Source organism: Nonomuraea dietziae, assembly GCF_014195505.1.
GTDB lineage: Bacteria > Actinomycetota > Actinomycetes > Streptosporangiales > Streptosporangiaceae > Nonomuraea > Nonomuraea roseola.
In genome coordinates, this window is the sequence record NZ_JACIBV010000001.1 from 5,255,425 (window position 1) to 5,271,546 (window position 16,122).

The 16,122-nt window shown below is 70.4% G+C and carries 15 protein-coding genes; 6 read left to right on the forward strand and 9 right to left on the reverse strand.

What is annotated here, in order from left to right:
• Positions 1 to 144 precede the first annotated feature (144 nt).
• Complete coding sequence (locus FHR33_RS25000; RefSeq protein WP_183652290.1) at positions 145 to 828, forward strand: GAP family protein; 684 nt, start codon at positions 145 to 147, stop codon at positions 826 to 828.
• A 396-nt stretch (positions 829 to 1,224) separates the two neighbouring features.
• On the opposite strand, the gene FHR33_RS53370 is transcribed toward FHR33_RS25000, so the two are convergent.
• The 8 genes from FHR33_RS53370 to FHR33_RS25040 form a co-directional block, all read right to left on the reverse strand.
• Positions 1,225 to 1,782, reverse strand: coding sequence for an Rv3654c family TadE-like protein (locus FHR33_RS53370; RefSeq protein WP_376773218.1), 558 nt, complete (start codon positions 1,780 to 1,782; stop codon positions 1,225 to 1,227).
• A gap of 51 nt (positions 1,783 to 1,833) precedes the next feature.
• On the reverse strand, positions 1,834 to 2,334 hold the full coding sequence (locus FHR33_RS25010; RefSeq protein ID WP_312895713.1) for a TadE family type IV pilus minor pilin: 501 nt from the start codon (positions 2,332 to 2,334) through the stop codon (positions 1,834 to 1,836).
• Positions 2,335 to 2,991: 657 nt separating this feature from the next.
• A complete protein-coding gene (locus FHR33_RS51890) occupies positions 2,992 to 3,237 on the reverse strand; it encodes a DUF4244 domain-containing protein (protein WP_183652299.1) in 246 nt (81 codons plus the stop codon).
• A gap of 746 nt (positions 3,238 to 3,983) precedes the next feature.
• Complete coding sequence (locus tag FHR33_RS25020) at positions 3,984 to 4,760, reverse strand: type II secretion system F family protein (protein ID WP_246452070.1); 777 nt, start codon at positions 4,758 to 4,760, stop codon at positions 3,984 to 3,986.
• Positions 4,757 to 5,455 (reverse strand): type II secretion system F family protein, encoded by a 699-nt coding sequence (locus FHR33_RS25025; protein WP_183652302.1) that lies wholly within the window; start codon positions 5,453 to 5,455, stop codon positions 4,757 to 4,759. The genes FHR33_RS25020 and FHR33_RS25025 overlap by 4 nt, the downstream gene beginning before the upstream one ends.
• Positions 5,456 to 5,773: 318 nt before the next feature.
• Positions 5,774 to 6,943, reverse strand: coding sequence for a TadA family conjugal transfer-associated ATPase (locus tag FHR33_RS25030; protein ID WP_183652305.1), 1,170 nt, complete (start codon positions 6,941 to 6,943; stop codon positions 5,774 to 5,776).
• Positions 6,940 to 7,980: a septum site-determining protein Ssd gene (ssd, locus tag FHR33_RS25035; RefSeq protein WP_183652308.1), complete on the reverse strand. Its 1,041-nt coding sequence runs from the start codon at positions 7,978 to 7,980 to the stop codon at positions 6,940 to 6,942. The genes FHR33_RS25030 and ssd overlap by 4 nt, the downstream gene beginning before the upstream one ends.
• Before the next feature lie 591 nt (positions 7,981 to 8,571).
• Positions 8,572 to 9,351, reverse strand: a complete 780-nt coding sequence (locus FHR33_RS25040) for a Fic family protein (RefSeq protein ID WP_183652311.1) — start codon at positions 9,349 to 9,351, stop codon at positions 8,572 to 8,574.
• A 210-nt stretch (positions 9,352 to 9,561) separates the two neighbouring features.
• On the opposite strand from FHR33_RS25040, the gene acs reads away from it, so the two are divergent.
• From acs to FHR33_RS25065, 5 genes are all read left to right on the forward strand, one after another.
• Positions 9,562 to 11,550 (forward strand): acetate--CoA ligase, encoded by a 1,989-nt coding sequence (gene acs, locus FHR33_RS25045; protein WP_183652314.1) that lies wholly within the window; start codon positions 9,562 to 9,564, stop codon positions 11,548 to 11,550.
• Positions 11,551 to 11,894: 344 nt separating this feature from the next.
• Positions 11,895 to 13,121: a Na+/H+ antiporter NhaA gene (gene nhaA / locus FHR33_RS25050; protein WP_183652316.1), complete on the forward strand. Its 1,227-nt coding sequence runs from the start codon at positions 11,895 to 11,897 to the stop codon at positions 13,119 to 13,121.
• A gap of 31 nt (positions 13,122 to 13,152) precedes the next feature.
• The gene (locus FHR33_RS25055; protein ID WP_183652319.1) at positions 13,153 to 13,563 is read left to right on the forward strand and encodes a phage holin family protein; all 411 of its coding nucleotides are present in this window, start codon (positions 13,153 to 13,155) and stop codon (positions 13,561 to 13,563) included.
• Positions 13,556 to 14,473 (forward strand): alpha/beta fold hydrolase, encoded by a 918-nt coding sequence (locus FHR33_RS25060; RefSeq protein ID WP_183652322.1) that lies wholly within the window; start codon positions 13,556 to 13,558, stop codon positions 14,471 to 14,473. Before FHR33_RS25055 ends, FHR33_RS25060 begins: the two co-directional genes overlap by 8 nt.
• Positions 14,470 to 14,907 (forward strand): DUF309 domain-containing protein, encoded by a 438-nt coding sequence (locus FHR33_RS25065; RefSeq protein ID WP_183652325.1) that lies wholly within the window; start codon positions 14,470 to 14,472, stop codon positions 14,905 to 14,907. Before FHR33_RS25060 ends, FHR33_RS25065 begins: the two co-directional genes overlap by 4 nt.
• Here FHR33_RS25065 and FHR33_RS25070 read toward each other — a convergent pair whose 3' ends face one another.
• A complete protein-coding gene (locus FHR33_RS25070; RefSeq protein WP_183652328.1) occupies positions 14,908 to 16,101 on the reverse strand; it encodes a MarP family serine protease in 1,194 nt (397 codons plus the stop codon).
• Between the last annotated feature and the right edge of the window lie 21 nt (positions 16,102 to 16,122).

A 16,122-nucleotide genomic window follows, 5' to 3' on the forward strand; every position in this document is an offset into this window, starting at 1 on the left:
TTCCACCCACCTCACGACAACCGCGCGGCGGCGCCGTCCCGGCCGCTGAGATCCGCTGGGCTCGCCCAGGTGCGCACAAAGATGTACGCCGGGTTGGGCCCCCGGAAGGAGGCAGCGTCTGTTCCCCGCCAGCAGGCTTGAATCATGACTATCGGCTTGTTGCTCACCCTCGCCGCCCTCGCGGTGGTCGACAGCACGAGCTTCGGCACCCTCGGAATCCCCATCTACCTCCTGCTCTCCTCCGAGCGGTCGCAGGTGTCCCGGTTCCTCATCTATCTCGCGACCGTGGCGATCTTCTATTTCCTCGTCGGTGTCGCGCTCATGCTGGGGTTGTCCACGCTGATGGAGAACTTCGGTGAGCTCCTGCAGAGCCGTACCGCCTACTGGGTCCAACTCGCGCTCGGCGTGGGGTTGTTCGCCCTGAGCTTCCGCTTCGACCCCAAGCGGAGACAGAAGCTCGGCAAGCCCGAGCGACGTTTCGAGCCTCGCCTGGGCGGTCCGCGAGTGATGGTGCTGCTGGGGCTGACCGCCGGGCTGCTCGAGGTGGCGACGATGGTTCCCTATCTCGCCGCGATCGGCATCATGACCACGTCGAACCTGTCCACGGCGCAGTGGCTCCCTCTGCTCGCGGCCTATGTCGCCATCATGATCATGCCTCCCCTCGTACTGCTCGGCCTGCGAACCGTCGCCAGAGGCTGGCTGGAGCCGAAGCTGGAACGGCTGCGAGCGTGGATGAGCAAGCACTCGGCATCGGCTGTGAGCTGGGCGCTGGGGATCGTCGGCTTCCTCCTGGCGCGCGATGCCGCGGCCTACCTGTTCTTCCTGTAAACGACAGCCAGCCGAACTTCTCCACCCCACGCGAATGGGGAGCTCTCCCCGAAATGACGAGCCTCTCCCCGATGTGAGTGACCGAGCCTTTCCATCCGACATGAGCGGCCGAGCCATATCCGCGGCCGAGCTTCTCCATCCCATGCGAGAGCCAGAGCCAAGTCAGCGGCCAAGCACCTCCACCCCATACGAGTGCCTAAGCCATATCAGTGGCCAAGCACCCCCACCTGATGCGAGTGCCTGAGCCTCTCCACCCGATATGAGTGGCCGCGCCATGTCAGTGGCCCAGCTTCTCCTTCCGACATAAGTGACCGAGCTTCTACGTCGGATGGGTGAAGCTCAGCAAGACTTTCGCTCTCGGCAACCCGTCGAACGCCACGATTCCGAGAGGACTCACTACGGCGCTGGCTCTCGCGGAACATCTGGGTTGCCGTTGGCCGGTCCGGCTCGGGCGCGGGCGAGAACCACTCGATCCCCCAGGGCGGGGAGTGAGAGGCCGACAGAGACCGTGAGGTCAGCCACGGCATCGGTGAGGGTGCAGCGGACGAGTTGGGCACCGTTCTCAGCCGCCAGACGGGATGCCCGTGCGCACGCCTCCGTTGGAGCGGCGAGGGCCCATCGGGCGGCGACGAGGACACTGAGGTCCGCGGCACTCTGCGCACGGTGATGCGCGACCCGTGCCGCTCCGACGATCGCGAAGGTCGTCGCGATCGCGAGCAGCAAGCCCGAGAGTGCCACGCACCAGAGCGTGGCCGAACCTCTGTCCGCTGCCATGGGGCCCTGCTGAGGGTGGGCCTTCTGGTTCATCGATGTCCAACTTTCGCGTGGGATGCGTGGCGTCGCATCTTGTGGGTGCATGACGCCCTGTCTCGCGGCGTGCATGGCTTCGCGTCTCGCGGCGTGCACAGCACTCCGTCTCGCCGCGTGCGTGGCGTCGTGTCTCGCCGTGTGCATGGCGCCCTGTCTTGTGGGGTCGAAACGCCGGCATGGCAGTGGGGGACGGCGCTAGTGGCTGTGGGGCGCCGCGGGTTGGGCTGTATCGAGGTCGAGGGGCGAGGAGGCGCCAGGGGGCGCGAGGGCGCCGGGTTCGGTTGCGGAGCTGGCTGCGGCTTTGACTTCAATGGGCGGTAGGGCGGAGGCCCATGAGGGCTTGATGTGAGTGGTCACTTGGACGCGGGTCATGTCTGCTCCTCGCCTGATCTCCACTTGGGCGCCTGGTGGGGCAACCGTTCTCGTGAGCTCTTGGACCTTGGCGATGGGTTCGCCTCGGGCTGCGGCCCGCGCACCTGCGCGTGCGGCGTCCACACACCGCAGATGGGCGTTGACCACCGTGACCGCCCACAGAGCCGCAGCGAGTACGACCATGAGGGCGGGCAGCACGGCGGCGGTCTCTGCCGTGACCGAGCCTCTCGAAGCCCGCGTCCCCTTGGGGCGTGGGCGGCGCGCAGGCGAGCGTGGCTTTGAGGCTTGCCGCGGAAGTGACATGTGATCATGCCGTTTCGTCATAGGGGACGCGTCGTCTCAGGGCTGCGCACAAGCAGAGGTCTCCGAGCCGGGCTGTGGGCTCGGAGACCGAGCTGTGAACCCGGGGTTCAGCTATGGATCTGGGTGCGGTGGGGTCTCCGAGTCGGCTGTGGGTCTCGGGAATGGGACTTGGGGCTCGGAGGCCGGGCTGTGGATTGGCTGCAGCGGTGGATTTGAGGGCTGTTGTGGTGCAAGTCGTCTGTGCGCCGCGGAGTCGGGCTGTGAGATCGGGATTCCGCTGTGGATGCGGGCTGCAGCTGTGGATGGGGTCTCGGAGTAGCAGAGCTGTAAATGCGGTCGGCTGTGTTTTGGGGTCGGGTGTATCGCTGCCTGGGAGCAACTTGGGCTTGGGGTTGGGCACCACGGGTGCTGCGAGCGGGCTGCGAGGGCCTCGGGGGAGCACGGGATCTCGGGGTCCGAACGGCGATCCGGGGCTTCGTGCGCGGCGGTCTGAGGTCGAGCCCGTACAGCGATCTCCAGGGCTCGGCCGTACAGCGATTTCGGGGCTGGGCCGTACGGAGGCGCGGGCGGGCGACGGACTCGGGGCTGGAGGTACGAGGGCTCGAGCGCCGGGATGTACGGCTGCCAGCCCGCGAGACCGCGCGACGAGTGCAAGGAACCGGATGTGTCGAAGGAGGTTCAGCCTGCGGTGTTCAAAGCGCGGTTGACCAACGTGGTGAGCATTTCCTGAACTTCGGAACTCGTGACGACCTTGAAGAGCAGCGCGGCGAACCCGCACGCGGCGATGGTGCCCACGGCGTACTCGGCGGTGGACATGCCGCGGTCGAGGCCCAGGCGGGCAGCCGCTGCGGTGCGGCTGGTCCACCAGGCCGCCACGGCACGCCGGAGCCGGACGACGGGCGTGATGAGGAACGGCTTGCGCATCAGTGCCTCCGAGGGTGGGACCGGACGGTGTCCGGGGTGGGGGTTCAGGTTCTCGGAGGGGGTGGGGTGGGGGCGGGTCCGAGCGGGGTTCTGTGGACGAAGGAGACGGGGTCGGCTGGGCTGTGGATAACTGGCTGTGGATGACTACATCAGGGCGCGGCGAGCCTCCGTGGCACGCCGTACCGCCCTACACGAGGCACGGCGAGCCTCCGGGACACGCCATATCGCCGTGCATGGGGCGCGGCGAGCTTCCATGGCACGCCGCACCGCCCCACACGAGGCGCGGCGCGGCCAGCCTCCAATGCCCGTCGTACCCCCAGCACAGGACGCGGCCGGCCTCCGAGCACGTCATATCGCGCTGCATGGGACGCGGCGAACCCCCGAGGCACGCCGTACCGCCTCGTACGAGGCGCGGCCACCCCGCGAGGAACGCCGTACCGCCCTACACGAGGCGCGGCCAACCCCCGAGGCACGCCGCACCGCCCTACAGGAGGCGCGACCAACCCCCGAGGCACGCCGCACCGCCCTACAGGAGGCGCGACCAACCCCCGAGAAACGCCGCACCGCCCCGCACGGGACGCGCCGTACCACCTCTGAGGCGCCTGGGAGCCTCCGAGGAACGCTGTACGCATAGCCAGGCCCTGTGCGTGGGAGGGAGGAGATGGCGAAGCTCGGCAGGCCGGCCGCGCTCATACCCGAGGGGCCGGGTAACGGCCGATGTCCCTCTCCCGAGGATGCGTCGGCCTCTAAGGGAGCAGGACGCCGCTGGCCAGGCCTGCCACCACAGGGATGATTCCCAGCAGCACGAACGCCGGCAGGAAGCACAGGCCCAGCGGTGCCACGGCCTGGACGCCCACCCGGCGGGCCGCTGCCAGCGACGCCATCCTGGACGCCTGGCGGGCGTCGTCGGCGAGGCGGGTGAGCACGTCCGCGACAGGAGCACCGCTCTGCGCGGCACGCGACATGGCCCGCGCCAGCGCCCCCATGGACGGCTCTCGCGCCAGCACCATCCACACCGGCTCGGGGTCGGCCCCCAGGCGGAGCTGGCCGCTGACCCAGGTGAGGCGCTGTCCGAGGGGTCCGCCGATCGCGACGGCGGCGATCTCGGTCGCCGCGCTGACGGGTTGCCCCGCCTGGAGGCAGGCGACCATGAGGTCCGTGGCGAAGGGCAGGTCGGCGGCGATGCGCTCACGGTCGCGGCGCAGGTGGGGCCCGACGGCCTTCCTGTGGACGAGTACGGTGACCACCACCCCGAACACGGGCCCCGCCACCATGCCGGCGACGCCGCCCACCAGCACGAACATGACGAGCGCCGCGCACAGGCCAGGCAGAAGCGCCCGCCGGTCGAGACGAGCCCCGTGGACGGCACGCGGAGGAAACCACTCCTCCGCACCGGCGGAAGGCGCCCGCGGCGGTCCTCCAGGTGGACGCAGGGCGGCGAGTCGTTCAGCGGGCCCACCCGAGGGGAACCACAGCCAGGTCGCCATGAAGGCGCAGGCGACGGCGGCCAACGTCATGATCATGCGGCCTCCGCCCTGGACGACATCCGATGGGTCCACCACAGCCCACAGGCGTCGAGAGCCACGCCGACGACCAGGCAGGCCAGCCCCGGCACGCTGCCGAACAGGAATCCGACGGGATTCATCCCCAGCCCCGCTGCCATGAGAAGGCCGAGGGCAGGAAGCGCCGCGAGCATCCTGGCCGTGGCTCTGGGCCCCGCGAGCTGGGCCGACACCTCACCTCTGTGCGCCTGTGCGGCACGCAGCGCGACGCCGACCCTGTCGACCAGGCCGGACAGTCCCGCGCCGACCGACACGCTGACCTCCCAGCACGCCGCCAGCCGCAGTAACCCCTCGCCGCCCTCGGCGGGCGCCACCTCACGGAGGGCAGCGGCCACATCGCCACCGTCTCGGGCCGCGGCCGCCAGGGGCCGTACAGGGTCGGGCAGCTCGACCGCGGCGAGGGCGCGGGTGAGCGCCTCCCCCGCCGTACGGCCGGCCGCCAGCTCGGCGGAGAGCGCCTGGCACAGCTCGATCGAGGCCACGCGCCACGCCTCCGCCCTGCGTGCGGCGGAGGGGCGTCTGACGCTCTCCCACAGGGAAGGCCACCGGCGTGGCGTCGGAGCGCCGAACAGGCGATCGAGGCGGAGGTCCGCGTGAGTGGGCCCGGTCCACAGCCAGAGGGCGAGCGCGGCGCACAGTGCGGCGATAACGGTCAACGACTTGCTTCCAATCTTCGACAAGGGTCTTGGCGGGCGCGGGAGGGACTGAGAACTAGGACGGCCCGCCGCACCAGCCCGACAGCGCGCCTCAACCAGCCCAGGCAGCCCGCCAAACCAGCCGAGCAACGCGCCTCAACCAGCTCGGGCAGCCCTGCCGGACAGCCGCCCCAGCAAGCCCAGCCAGCCCGCCGGCCCCGGTGGCCGAGCGGCGAAATCAGCGAGGCGAAGCCCTGGACGAGATCGAGGAACGCCGCCCGATCTCGTCGGAAGCCGTGGCCGGACGCAGCGGGGGGGCATCCTCAGGCGGCCTGCACGTCACCGCTCCGGCGACAGGGAGGTGCGGGCGAGGAGGGCCGTGTAGCCGGGGCCTCGCCGCGCCCGGCCGTCCGGGTCGAATGTCAGCGCCGACTCCGCCTCCACGAACCCCGAAGCGCTCCGTGACAGCAGGCACACCTCCGAGACCAGCCGCCTGCCGTCGGAGCGCCGCCGCGACAGATGGACCACCACGTCGAGCGCCGCGGCCAGCTGGCTGTGGACGGCCTCACGGCTGAGGCCCGCCGCGCACGCCAGCGCCTCGAGCCGGGGAGGCACGTCGGCCGCGGTATTGGCGTGGAGGGTGCCGCAGCCGCCCTCGTGCCCCGTGTTCAGGGCGGCCAGGAGGTCGACGACCTCCGCGCCTCGGACCTCTCCCACCACCAGCCGGTCGGGCCGCATGCGCAGCGCCTGCCGTACGAGGTCGCGGAGGCCGACACCACCGGCTCCCTCCAGGTTGGCGGGGCGGGTCTCCAGCCGGACCACGTGGGGGTGGAGCGGGCGCAGCTCGGCGGAGTCTTCGACGAGGAGGAGGCGTTCCCCCTGGTCGGACAGGGAGAGCAGGGCGCTCAGCAGGGTGGTCTTGCCGGTGCCCGTGCCGCCGGTGACCAGGAAGGCCAGTCTCGCCTCGACCACGGCGGACAGGACGGCGACCGCCTCGGGAGGAACGGTGCCTGCGGCGACCAGGTCGGGGAGGGTGAACGTACGGCGGGGCGGCAGCCGCAGCGACACGCACGTGCCCTCCGAGGCGATGGGCGGCAGGACGGCGTGCAGGCGCACCCCACCGGCCAGCCGCGCGTCGACGTGCGGGGAGGCGTCGTCGAGCCGGCGGCCCGCTGAGGCGGCGAGGCGCTGGGCCAGGCGGCGGACCGCGCCGTCGTCGGGAAAGGTGACCGTGGTGCGGCGCAGCCCTCGCCCGTCGTCGATCCACACCTCGCGCGGCCCGTTGACCAGGACGTCGGTGACGTCGGGCGCTGCCAGCAGAGGTTCGAGCGGGCCCGCGCCGATGAGGTCGGCGCACAGGGCGCGGGCGACGGCCAGGATCTCGGCGTCGCCGTACACCGATTTCTCCGCCCTGAGCGCGACCGCGACCTGGGCGGCGCTCGGCTCCACGCCCGCCCGCGCCAGCCTCACCCTGACCGCCTCGACCAGGTCCTTGGAGACGCCGTTCATGCGGCCATGAGGTCGGTCAGGAGCGTGGCGCAGAAGTGGCCGAGCACCGAGCGGCGGTCGATGAGGGTCAGGTCGCCCTTGTTGAGCGCGGCGGCCAGGCGCGGCTGGTCGGCGAGGTGACCGGCGCAGGGCAGGTCGAGCGAGGCGGCCACGACCGACTCCTCCAGCACCCCCGGCCTCAGGACCATGCCGACCGCGCTCGTGTGGCGGCGGATCTCGCCGAGCACCTGCGCCGCGGCCAGGACGCCGCGGACGTCGGCGGTGACCAGCAGGAGCGTGGACGAGGCGCGGCTCAGCGCCTCGGCCGCGGCGGCGTCGAGGTGACGGGGCAGATCGACGACCACGAGGTCGAAGCCGCGTCTGCCCGCCTCGAGCACCGAGCGCATCGCTCCGGATGGGATCGCCTCCACCTCACCCCTGTGGAAGGCGAGGACGGTCAGCTCGCCGAAGGCGGGAAGCGCGGCCTGCAGCGCCGCCGAGCTCACCCGCCCTTCGCGCGAGACGAAGTCGGCCCATCTGGCGCCTTTGGCCTCCTCCTGCCCGAGCAGGACGTCGATGCCGCCGCCGAGGGGGTCGGCGTCGACCAGCAGCGTGCGGAGCTTGCGCCGCGAGGCCGACAGCGCGAGGCAGGCCGACAGCAGGCTGGCACCCGCGCCTCCGTTGCCGCCCACGACACCGACCACGACCCCTGCCCGCGGGGACGGCTCCAGCGCGTCGGCGAACTCCTCGACCAGCCGCAACTCACCCTCGGGCAGTTCGACCACGCCCTGGGCGCCCACGGCGACGCATCGCCGCCAGCTGTCGGGATCGCCGCCCTGCCTGGTGGCCAGGAAGACCTTCGGCCTGCCCGGCGGCCCTGAGGCGGCCACGGCGTCGGCCAGGTCGTCGCCGACCACCACGATCGGCGCGTGCGACCAGTAGGGGCGTGCGAGAGCGGGTGCGTGGGCGACGTCGAGCTGGGAGCCTGCGGCCGCGGCGACGCGTACCAGATCGTCGAGCAGGTCGCCGTCGTCGGTGATGGCCAGAGGTCGGGTCATTGCTGCCTCCTCGGGATGGGAGGCACAGCATGGGGGAGGAGCCGACGGGCGCGAGCTACCGAACGAGGTTCTGTGGATAAAAAGCGGCGACCCCCGCCGGGGGGGAGAGCGGGGGTCGCCTGACCGGTCCGGCTCCGGGGGGGTAGAGCCGGGCCCGTTTCAGAAGAAAGCTTTCATCACTTAACCAGAGCATGGCAAGGGAGTTGCAAAGCTATCCCGTGCACAGTCACTCCAGTATCGGGAGATACCCCGTATGCTGCCCGATCAACTCGAGTTTCGTCGAGGAGTAATCTCCAATTTTCGCTAGTTTTTTTTGGGGCGTAGTTGCACGACTACTGACCGCGAGATCACTCAGCGTGATCACATGAGCGGGGTAAAGGTCTTGAACAGAGGGGTTCCCATGAGGCGGAAACAGACGTAGAAAGGTCTCACGGACCTCGTGTCCGGGTACGTCAGCCGGGCACCCACGCGCGACCAGCCGCGGGAGGCGCGTCGAGACGGGCTTGACCCGGTCCGACGAATACAGTTGCACGCTTGGTAACCCGGTGTGACGTGCCGGCAGACGGCGTCTCATTTGTGGGACGCCGTCCGCTATGCCCGCTGCATGGCCTCGCAGATGGCGGTCGTCTCCCTGACCCCGAGTGTCACCGCCGAGGCACACTGCCGTACCCAGGCCGCGACCCCCTCGCCTGTGCCCTGCAGATATGCCCGCAGCCCCTCGGCGTACGGAAGCTCCAGGTGGCCCACCTCGCTCGGGACCAGCGACTTGGGGTCGAGGCCGTACTCCACGAGCGTGAGACGCTCGGCCGCCCTCGCGACGACGCCGTCAGCGATCCCGAAGGGACGCAGCACGGCGAGTTCGGCGTGCACGACGGCGGCGAGCACCAGCGCGGGCGCCTTCGTCTGGCCGGTGACCAGCGCGAACAGCGCGTCCATGCGAGCGGCGGTCTGCTCGGCGCTGGGAGCGGGGCCGAGCGCGAGAGGGTCGGCCGCGGCGGCGCCCGTGCGAGGCCGTCCGATGTCGGCCTCGTCTGCCAGGCCCACGGCGGCCAGCGTGTGCACCCTCGCCAGCACCTGTCTGGGGGTGCTCCGCCACGTGGAGCCGAGTCTTCCCAGCTCGGCGGAGGCACGAAGGGCGCCCTGGACCACGGGCGAGGAGACCTCTCCCCTGCGCAGGGCGTCGAGCGGCACGTCGTCCCCCGCCAGCGCGGCCGACGCGCGCGCCCCGCGCAGCGCGGCCTCGGCCGACACCTCGGGGCTGCGGCGGCGCAGCACGCGATGCCGGTACAGGCGGTCGACGGCCTCACGCGCCTCTTCGACCGCTTCTGGCACTCCAGGAAGTCCGGCAATGACAGCCAATGGGTCACTCACAGGTTCCGACCTTACCGGCCGGTAGCCCTCTTTTAGGACGGGGCCCAATTGGTCCGTTCCATATTTGTGGGATTTCAGGATTACAACGGTTTAATAGCAGTTGTCAGCACTTCGGGTCATCAGGAGACGGTTGGTACAGACCTGTCTAGACCTCTTGTGGTGAGCCCTGGTGGCCTGGTGAAGTGGGACAGCAAGACTCAATCTGGCCATATGAAGGAGCATGAAGTGGCCCCGGAGACCCCTGGCACCGAGCCTCAGGCGCTGTCGAACCTGTTGCAGGAGAACCGCCGGTTCGAACCACCGGCGGCCCTGGCCGCGGCTGCGAACGTGACCGCCGCCGCCTACACCGAGGCCGAGGCGGACCGCCTGGCGTTCTGGGAGCGCGCGGCGGACCGGCTGACCTGGGCCAAGCGCTGGGACACCACTCTTGAGTGGAACCCGCCGTTCGCCAAGTGGTTCGTCGGCGGCCGACTCAACATCGCCTACAACTGCGTCGACAGGCACGTCGAGGCGGGCAACGGCGACAAGGTCGCCTACTTCTGGGAGGGCGAGCCCGAGGGCGACAGCCGTACGCTCACCTATGCCGACCTCCAGCGCGAGGTCAACAAGGCCGCCAACGCGCTCACCGAGCTGGGTGTCGGCAAGGGCGACCGCGTGGCGATCTACATGCCGATGATCCCCGAGCTGCCGATCTCGATGCTGGCCTGCGCCCGCCTCGGCGCGATCCACTCGGTGGTGTTCGGCGGCTTCTCCGCCGCCGCGCTGCAGAGCCGCATCGAGGACGCCGACGCCAAGCTGGTCATCACCGCCGACGGCGGCTACCGTCGCGGCGCGCCTTCCGCGCTCAAGCCCACGGTGGACGAGGCAGTCGCGCAGACCCCAGGCGTCGAGCACGTGCTCGTCGTCCGCAGGACCGGGCAGGAGGTCGCGGCCCAGGAGCGCGACGTGTGGTGGCACGACGTGGTCGAGCGCCAGAGCGACCAGCACGAGGCGCAGCCGCACGACGCCGAGGACCCGCTCTACATCCTCTACACCAGCGGCACCACGGGGAAGCCGAAGGGCATCCTGCACACCGGCGGCGGCTACCTGACGCAGACGGCGTGGACCCACGACGCGGTCTTCGACCTCAAGCCCGACAGCGACATCTACTGGTGCACCGCCGACATCGGCTGGGTGACGGGGCACTCCTACATCGTCTACGGCCCGCTCGCCAACGGCGCGACCAGCGTCATCTACGAGGGCACGCCCGACACCCCGCACCGCGGCCGGTTCTGGGAGATCGTCCAGAAGTACAAGGTCACGATCCTCTACACCGCGCCCACCGCGATCCGCACGTTCATGAAGTGGGGCGACGACATCCCCGCGAAGTTCGACATGTCGTCCCTGCGCATCCTCGGCTCGGTCGGCGAGCCGATCAACCCCGAGGCGTACGTCTGGTACCGCGAGCACATCGGCGGCGAGCGCTGCCCGGTCGTGGACACCTGGTGGCAGACCGAGACCGGCGCCATCATGATCAGCCCGCTGCCCGGCGTCACCGCGGCCAAGCCCGGCGCGGCGATGCGCCCGCTGCCGGGCATCACCGCGGACGTCGTCGACGACCAGGGCAACAGCGTGCCGAACGGCGGCGGCGGCTTCCTCGTGGTCCGCGACCCGTGGCCGTCGATGCTGCGCACGATCTGGGGCGACGATCAGCGCTACATCGACACCTACTGGTCCCGTTTCGAGGGGATGTACTTCCCCGGCGACGGCGCCAAGAAGGACGAGGACGGCGACCTGTGGCTGCTCGGCCGCGTCGACGACGTCATGCTCGTCTCCGGCCACAACATCTCGACCACCGAGGTGGAGTCGGCGCTCGTCTCGCACCCGAAGGTCGCCGAGGCGGCCGTCGTGGGCGCCACCGACCCGGTGACGGGACAGGCGATCGTGTCTTTCGTGATCCTGCGCGGCAGCGCGGAGGAGGGCGCGGACATCGCCACCGAGCTGCGCAACCACGTGGCCAAGGCGCTCGGTCCCATCGCGAAGCCGCGCCAGATCCTGGTCGTTCCCGAGCTGCCGAAGACGCGGTCGGGGAAGATCATGCGGCGGTTGCTGCGTGACGTGGCGGAGAACCGGAGCGTGGGCGACGTCACCACGCTGGCCGACAGCACGGTGATGAACCTCATCTCCGAGAAGCTGCCCAGCGCGAAGTCCGACGACTGACGAGCTCCATCCGAAGGGCCGGGGGTTTCCTCCGGCCCTTCGGCACGCCAGGAGGTGCGCACGGGGCCGGGCCCGCAGGCGGACCCCACCGGCGCGAACGTGGCTGAGGTCCTTCAAAACGCGGGGTACGGCAAGCGGGGCTGAGGTTCTTCGGAGACGCGAGGACGGCGGGGCAAGAAGGCCAAGGGGCCAAGGGGCCAAGGGGCCAGAAGATGTCGGAAATGGGGCGGTACGGGTGCGGTCGGTGGTGTCAGGAGGCGTCTGGGTAGGATCTCGCGCAGGTGTGCCGGGAAGTCTGGTCGGCGGGGAACGATCGACGTATCCGTACACCAAGGGAGATCACCGTGCGCCGAGCCGCCGAAGTATGGCCGCTCCGACCGACCGTCCGTTACGCCCGAACCCTGGCCGAGGCGCTGCGCACGGAGACCATCGGCGGCATCGTCATGCTGCTCGCCACCATGGCCGCCCTCGTCTGGGCCAACGTCTCGATCGACTCCTACGAGGCCCTCCGCACCGCCGGGTTCGGCCCCGAGAGCCTCCATCTGAACCTGGAGCTCTACAAGTGGGCCCAGAACGGCCTGCTGACGATCTTCTTCTTCGTCGCGGGTCTGGAGGTGAAGGAGGAGTTCGTCCACGGCGAGCTCGCCAACCTGCGCAAGGCCGCGCTCCCGATCATCGCCGCCATCGCGGGCATGGTCGTTCCCGCCCTGGTCTACCTGGCCGTCAGCTGGGGAGCCGAGGACGCGAGCAGGGGCTGGGCCATCCCGACGGCCACCGACATCGCCTTCGCCCTGGCCGTGCTGGCCGTGACCGCCAGCGCGATGCCCGCGGCGCTGAGGGCCTTCCTGCTCACCTGCGCCGTCGTCGACGACCTGGGCGCGATCACGATCATCGCGCTCTTCTACACCGATCATCTCGACGTGGTCATGCTGCTGGTGGGCGCGGCCCTGATCGCGCTCTACGGCCTGCTCCAGCGCAGGGGGGTCAGGAGCCTGTGGGCCTACCTGCCGCTCGCCGTACTCGCCTGGTACTTCGTCGAGGTCAGCGGCGTGCACGCGACGGTGGCGGGCGTCGCGCTCGGCCTGCTGACCAGGGTCACCACCAAGGCGGACGAGGACAGCTCCCCCGCCGAACGCGCCGACCACTACGTGAGGCCGATCTCAGCGGGTTTCGCGGTACCGGTCTTCGCGTTCCTGTCGGCCGGTGTGCGGCTCGACGGTGACAGCCTGAGCGTGATCTTCAGTGATCGGGTAGTCCTGGGAGTGATGGCCGGACTGGTCATCGGTAAGTTCCTGGGAGTGTTCGGCGGCGCGTGGCTCGCGGTACGGCTCGGCCTGGCCAGGCTGTCGGAGGAGTTGCACTGGAGGGACATGGCGGCGGTCTCGGCGCTCGGCGGCATCGGATTCACGGTGTCGTTGCTCATCGGCGACCTCGCGTTCGGCGCTGATCAGGAGAGAGCCACCGCCGTGACGACGGGAGTCCTCGCGGCCAGCCTCGCGGCCTCGATGCTGGCGGCGGTTCTCCTGCACGTCCGGGTGCGTAAGCGTCGCAATGGACTGGATGATGTTTGACACGGGCACCTGGCCCCGATAGGAGACGTTCATGCCGCAGACTTCTGAGGAAGAATCCCTTGGTGCGCTCGTCGCCCAGGCGAGCAACCACATCTCCACGCTGGTCCGCTCGGAGATCGAGCTGGCCAAGGCCGAGCTCAGGTTCGACGCCAAGCGGGTCGGCACCGCCGCGGGGCTGTTCGCGGCGGCGGCCTTCATGGCCCACCTGTGCCTGATCCTGGCCTCCTTCGCGATCGCGTACGTGCTCGTGGAGGTCGGCCTGCCCCAGTGGCTGGCGTTCACGATCGTGACAGTGTTCTACCTGCTGGTCGCGGCCCTGCTGGTCTTCCTGGGGACTCGCAGGTTGAAGGGGCTGGCGGCGATGAAGCGCACGACCAGGTCGCTGAAGGGCCTGAAGGAGATCGCCACACCAGAGGGCGAGCTGGTGAAACCCGATGCCTGACGAGAGCTTCGTCCACCTGGACGGGCCGTGGACGCATCGCAGCGTCCACGCCGGCGGCACCCGCTTCCACATCGTGGAAGCGGGTGAAGGGCCGCTCGTCCTGCTGCTGCACGGCTTCCCCCAGTTCTGGTGGACGTGGCGGCACCAGCTGGCGAGCCTGCCCGAGGCCGGCTACCGCGCCGTCGCCGTCGACCTGCGCGGTTACGGCGGCAGCGACAAGCCACCGCGCGGCTACGACCTGCCCACGCTGGCGGGCGACGCCACGGGCCTGATCCGCGCCCTCGGCGAGACGGGCGCGATCGTCGTCGGCCACGACTGGGGCGGGCTGCTGGCCTGGACGATGGCCGTGACCGACCCCAAGACCGTGCACCGCCTGGTCGCGGTGTCGGCACCGCACCCGCGGCGCCTGCGCGGCGCGCTGCTGACCGACCCGTTCGGCCAGCTCAGGGCCAGCGGCTACACCCTCGGCTTCCAGCTGCCGTTCCTGCCCGAGCGGCGCCTGACGCGCGACGACGGCAAGCTGGTCGGGCAGTTGCTCGACGACTGGTCGCGGCCCGGCTGGCCCGAGCAGGACACCGCGCGCGTCTACCGTGAGGCCTTCGGCATCCCCACCGTCGCCCACTGCGCGCTGGAGTATCACCGCTGGTTCGCCCGCTCCCAGGTGCGTCCCGACGGCCTGCGCTACGCCCGCGCCATGCGCACCGAGGTCGAGGCGCCCACCCTGCAGCTGCACGGCGCGCTCGACCGGTGCATCCTGCCGCGCACCGCGCAGGGCTCCAGCCGCTACGTGGCCGCGCCCTACCGGTGGCGGCTGCTCGAGGGCACGGGGCACTTCCCGCACGAGGAGGCCCCCGAGGTGTTCGACGCCGAGCTGCTGTCGTGGCTGGCCGACCCCGAGCCCGACCGATGAGGGACAGGGACCCCCAGGGCCGCCCGCGCAACGCCAGACCGCGCGACGAGTACGGCAGGCCGCTCCCGCACGGCGCCGAGGGCGTCGAGCGCGTCCCCGACGACTACGCGCCCAGCGCCGAGCAGGCCATGACCGACGCCATGGCCTTCCTGCGCGACCACAGGCCCTTCCACGCGCACGAAATCTTCGAGGGCAGGTGGAAGTGCGCCCCCGAGCAGGAGCGGGAGCTGTGGCAGGGGCTCGCCCAGATCTGCGTGGGCCTCACCCACCTGCAACGGGGCAACGGGCGAGGCGCGCTCACGCTGCTCGCCCGGGGCGCCGCCAGGATCCAGAGGTACGGCACGCCGTACGAGGAGGTGGCGGGGGTGGCGCTGGCGCTGCGCGAGGACAGCGACCCCGGGGCGGCGATCGACGCCGTCGCCGCCGCGCTGTAGCTAGTCGCAGTCCATGGTGTCGGCCGGGGTCGTGTCGTTCTTGCCCTTGACGGCGTCGGGCCTGACCTCGGCCGCCGTCAGCACGTAGCCGGTCTCGGCCTGGTTGGTGGCCGCGGCGAAGATGACGCCGAACACGTTGCCGTCGACGGTCAGCAGCGGACCGCCCGAGTTGCCGGGGAGCACCTTGCCGCGGATCGCGTAGACCTCGCGCTCGACCTCGCTGCTGCGGTAGATGTCGGGGCCCTTGGCGTTCTGCTTGACCCTGATGCGCGCGCCCTCGGCGGTGAAGCCCTGACCCTTGGGGAAGCCCGCGATGATCGCGTTGTCGTTCTTCTCCGCGGTGCCGTCGAAGGCGAGCGGCCTGATGCCGAGGTTCGGCACGTAGAGGATGGCGATGTCGCGCTTGGGGTTGTAGACCACGACCTCGGCCTCGAGCGACCTGTTGTCCTGGGTGGTGACGCGCAGGTCTCTGGTGACGCCCGCGACGACGTGCGCGTTGGTCATGATGCGGTCGACCTCGTAGACGAAGCCGGTGCCCTCGATGCGCTTGCTGCAGCTCGGCGCGGTGCCCTGGACCTTGACGATGGCCCGCTGGGCCCGCTGCAGCTTCGGCCCCTGCAGCTGGCTGCGCGGGGCGGGCGGCGGCACGTCGACGAAGGGCCCGTTGGCGATGGCGTCGAAGACGGGAGGGAACTCCGACCTGTCGATGAACTCCTTGAACGGCCGCTGCCACTCGCGCGTGGCGTCGGGCACCATCTCGTCGACGGCGTTGAGCAGCAGGGAGTCCTTGACCTGGGTGCTGAGCACGGGGAAGGGGGCCGAGACGACGAGCGAGCCGATGAGCCAGGCGATGACCAGCACCGACAGCGCGCTGGCGAACGTGCCGCCGACCGCGTCGGCGACCCTGGCGGGCTCCCACGTGACGTGGGAGCGGACCACCGCGCCGATGGTGGAGGAGGCGAACTGGCCGATGGTGGCGGCGAGGAAGACGATGACGATGGCCAGCAGCGCCTGCTCGGTCTCCCCCTCGACCACGGCCTTGGCGATCGGCGGCGCGATGACGACCCCGAGCAGGGCCCCGCCGATGAACCCGACGAAACTGAGGGCGCCGATGATGAAACCCTGGCGGTAGCCCGAGATGCCGAAGGCGATCACGAGGCCGATCAGTATGAGGTCGAGCAGATCACCGCGCACAGATTCAAAGGTATCCACCGG

Coding starts and splice junctions, on each gene's coding strand:
- FHR33_RS25000 (WP_183652290.1), top strand. CDS start 145: ATGACTATCGGCTTGTTGCTCACCCTCGCCGCCCTCGCGGTGGTCGAC.
- FHR33_RS53370 (WP_376773218.1), bottom strand. CDS start 1,782: ATGCACACGGCGAGACACGACGCCACGCACGCGGCGAGACGGAGTGCT.
- FHR33_RS25010 (WP_312895713.1), bottom strand. CDS start 2,334: ATGACGAAACGGCATGATCACATGTCACTTCCGCGGCAAGCCTCAAAG.
- FHR33_RS51890 (WP_183652299.1), bottom strand. CDS start 3,237: ATGCGCAAGCCGTTCCTCATCACGCCCGTCGTCCGGCTCCGGCGTGCC.
- FHR33_RS25020 (WP_246452070.1), bottom strand. CDS start 4,760: ATGATCATGACGTTGGCCGCCGTCGCCTGCGCCTTCATGGCGACCTGG.
- FHR33_RS25030 (WP_183652305.1), bottom strand. CDS start 6,943: ATGAACGGCGTCTCCAAGGACCTGGTCGAGGCGGTCAGGGTGAGGCTG.
- ssd (WP_183652308.1), bottom strand. CDS start 7,980: ATGACCCGACCTCTGGCCATCACCGACGACGGCGACCTGCTCGACGAT.
- acs (WP_183652314.1), top strand. CDS start 9,562: ATGAAGGAGCATGAAGTGGCCCCGGAGACCCCTGGCACCGAGCCTCAG.
- FHR33_RS25055 (WP_183652319.1), top strand. CDS start 13,153: ATGCCGCAGACTTCTGAGGAAGAATCCCTTGGTGCGCTCGTCGCCCAG.
- FHR33_RS25060 (WP_183652322.1), top strand. CDS start 13,556: ATGCCTGACGAGAGCTTCGTCCACCTGGACGGGCCGTGGACGCATCGC.
- FHR33_RS25065 (WP_183652325.1), top strand. CDS start 14,470: ATGAGGGACAGGGACCCCCAGGGCCGCCCGCGCAACGCCAGACCGCGC.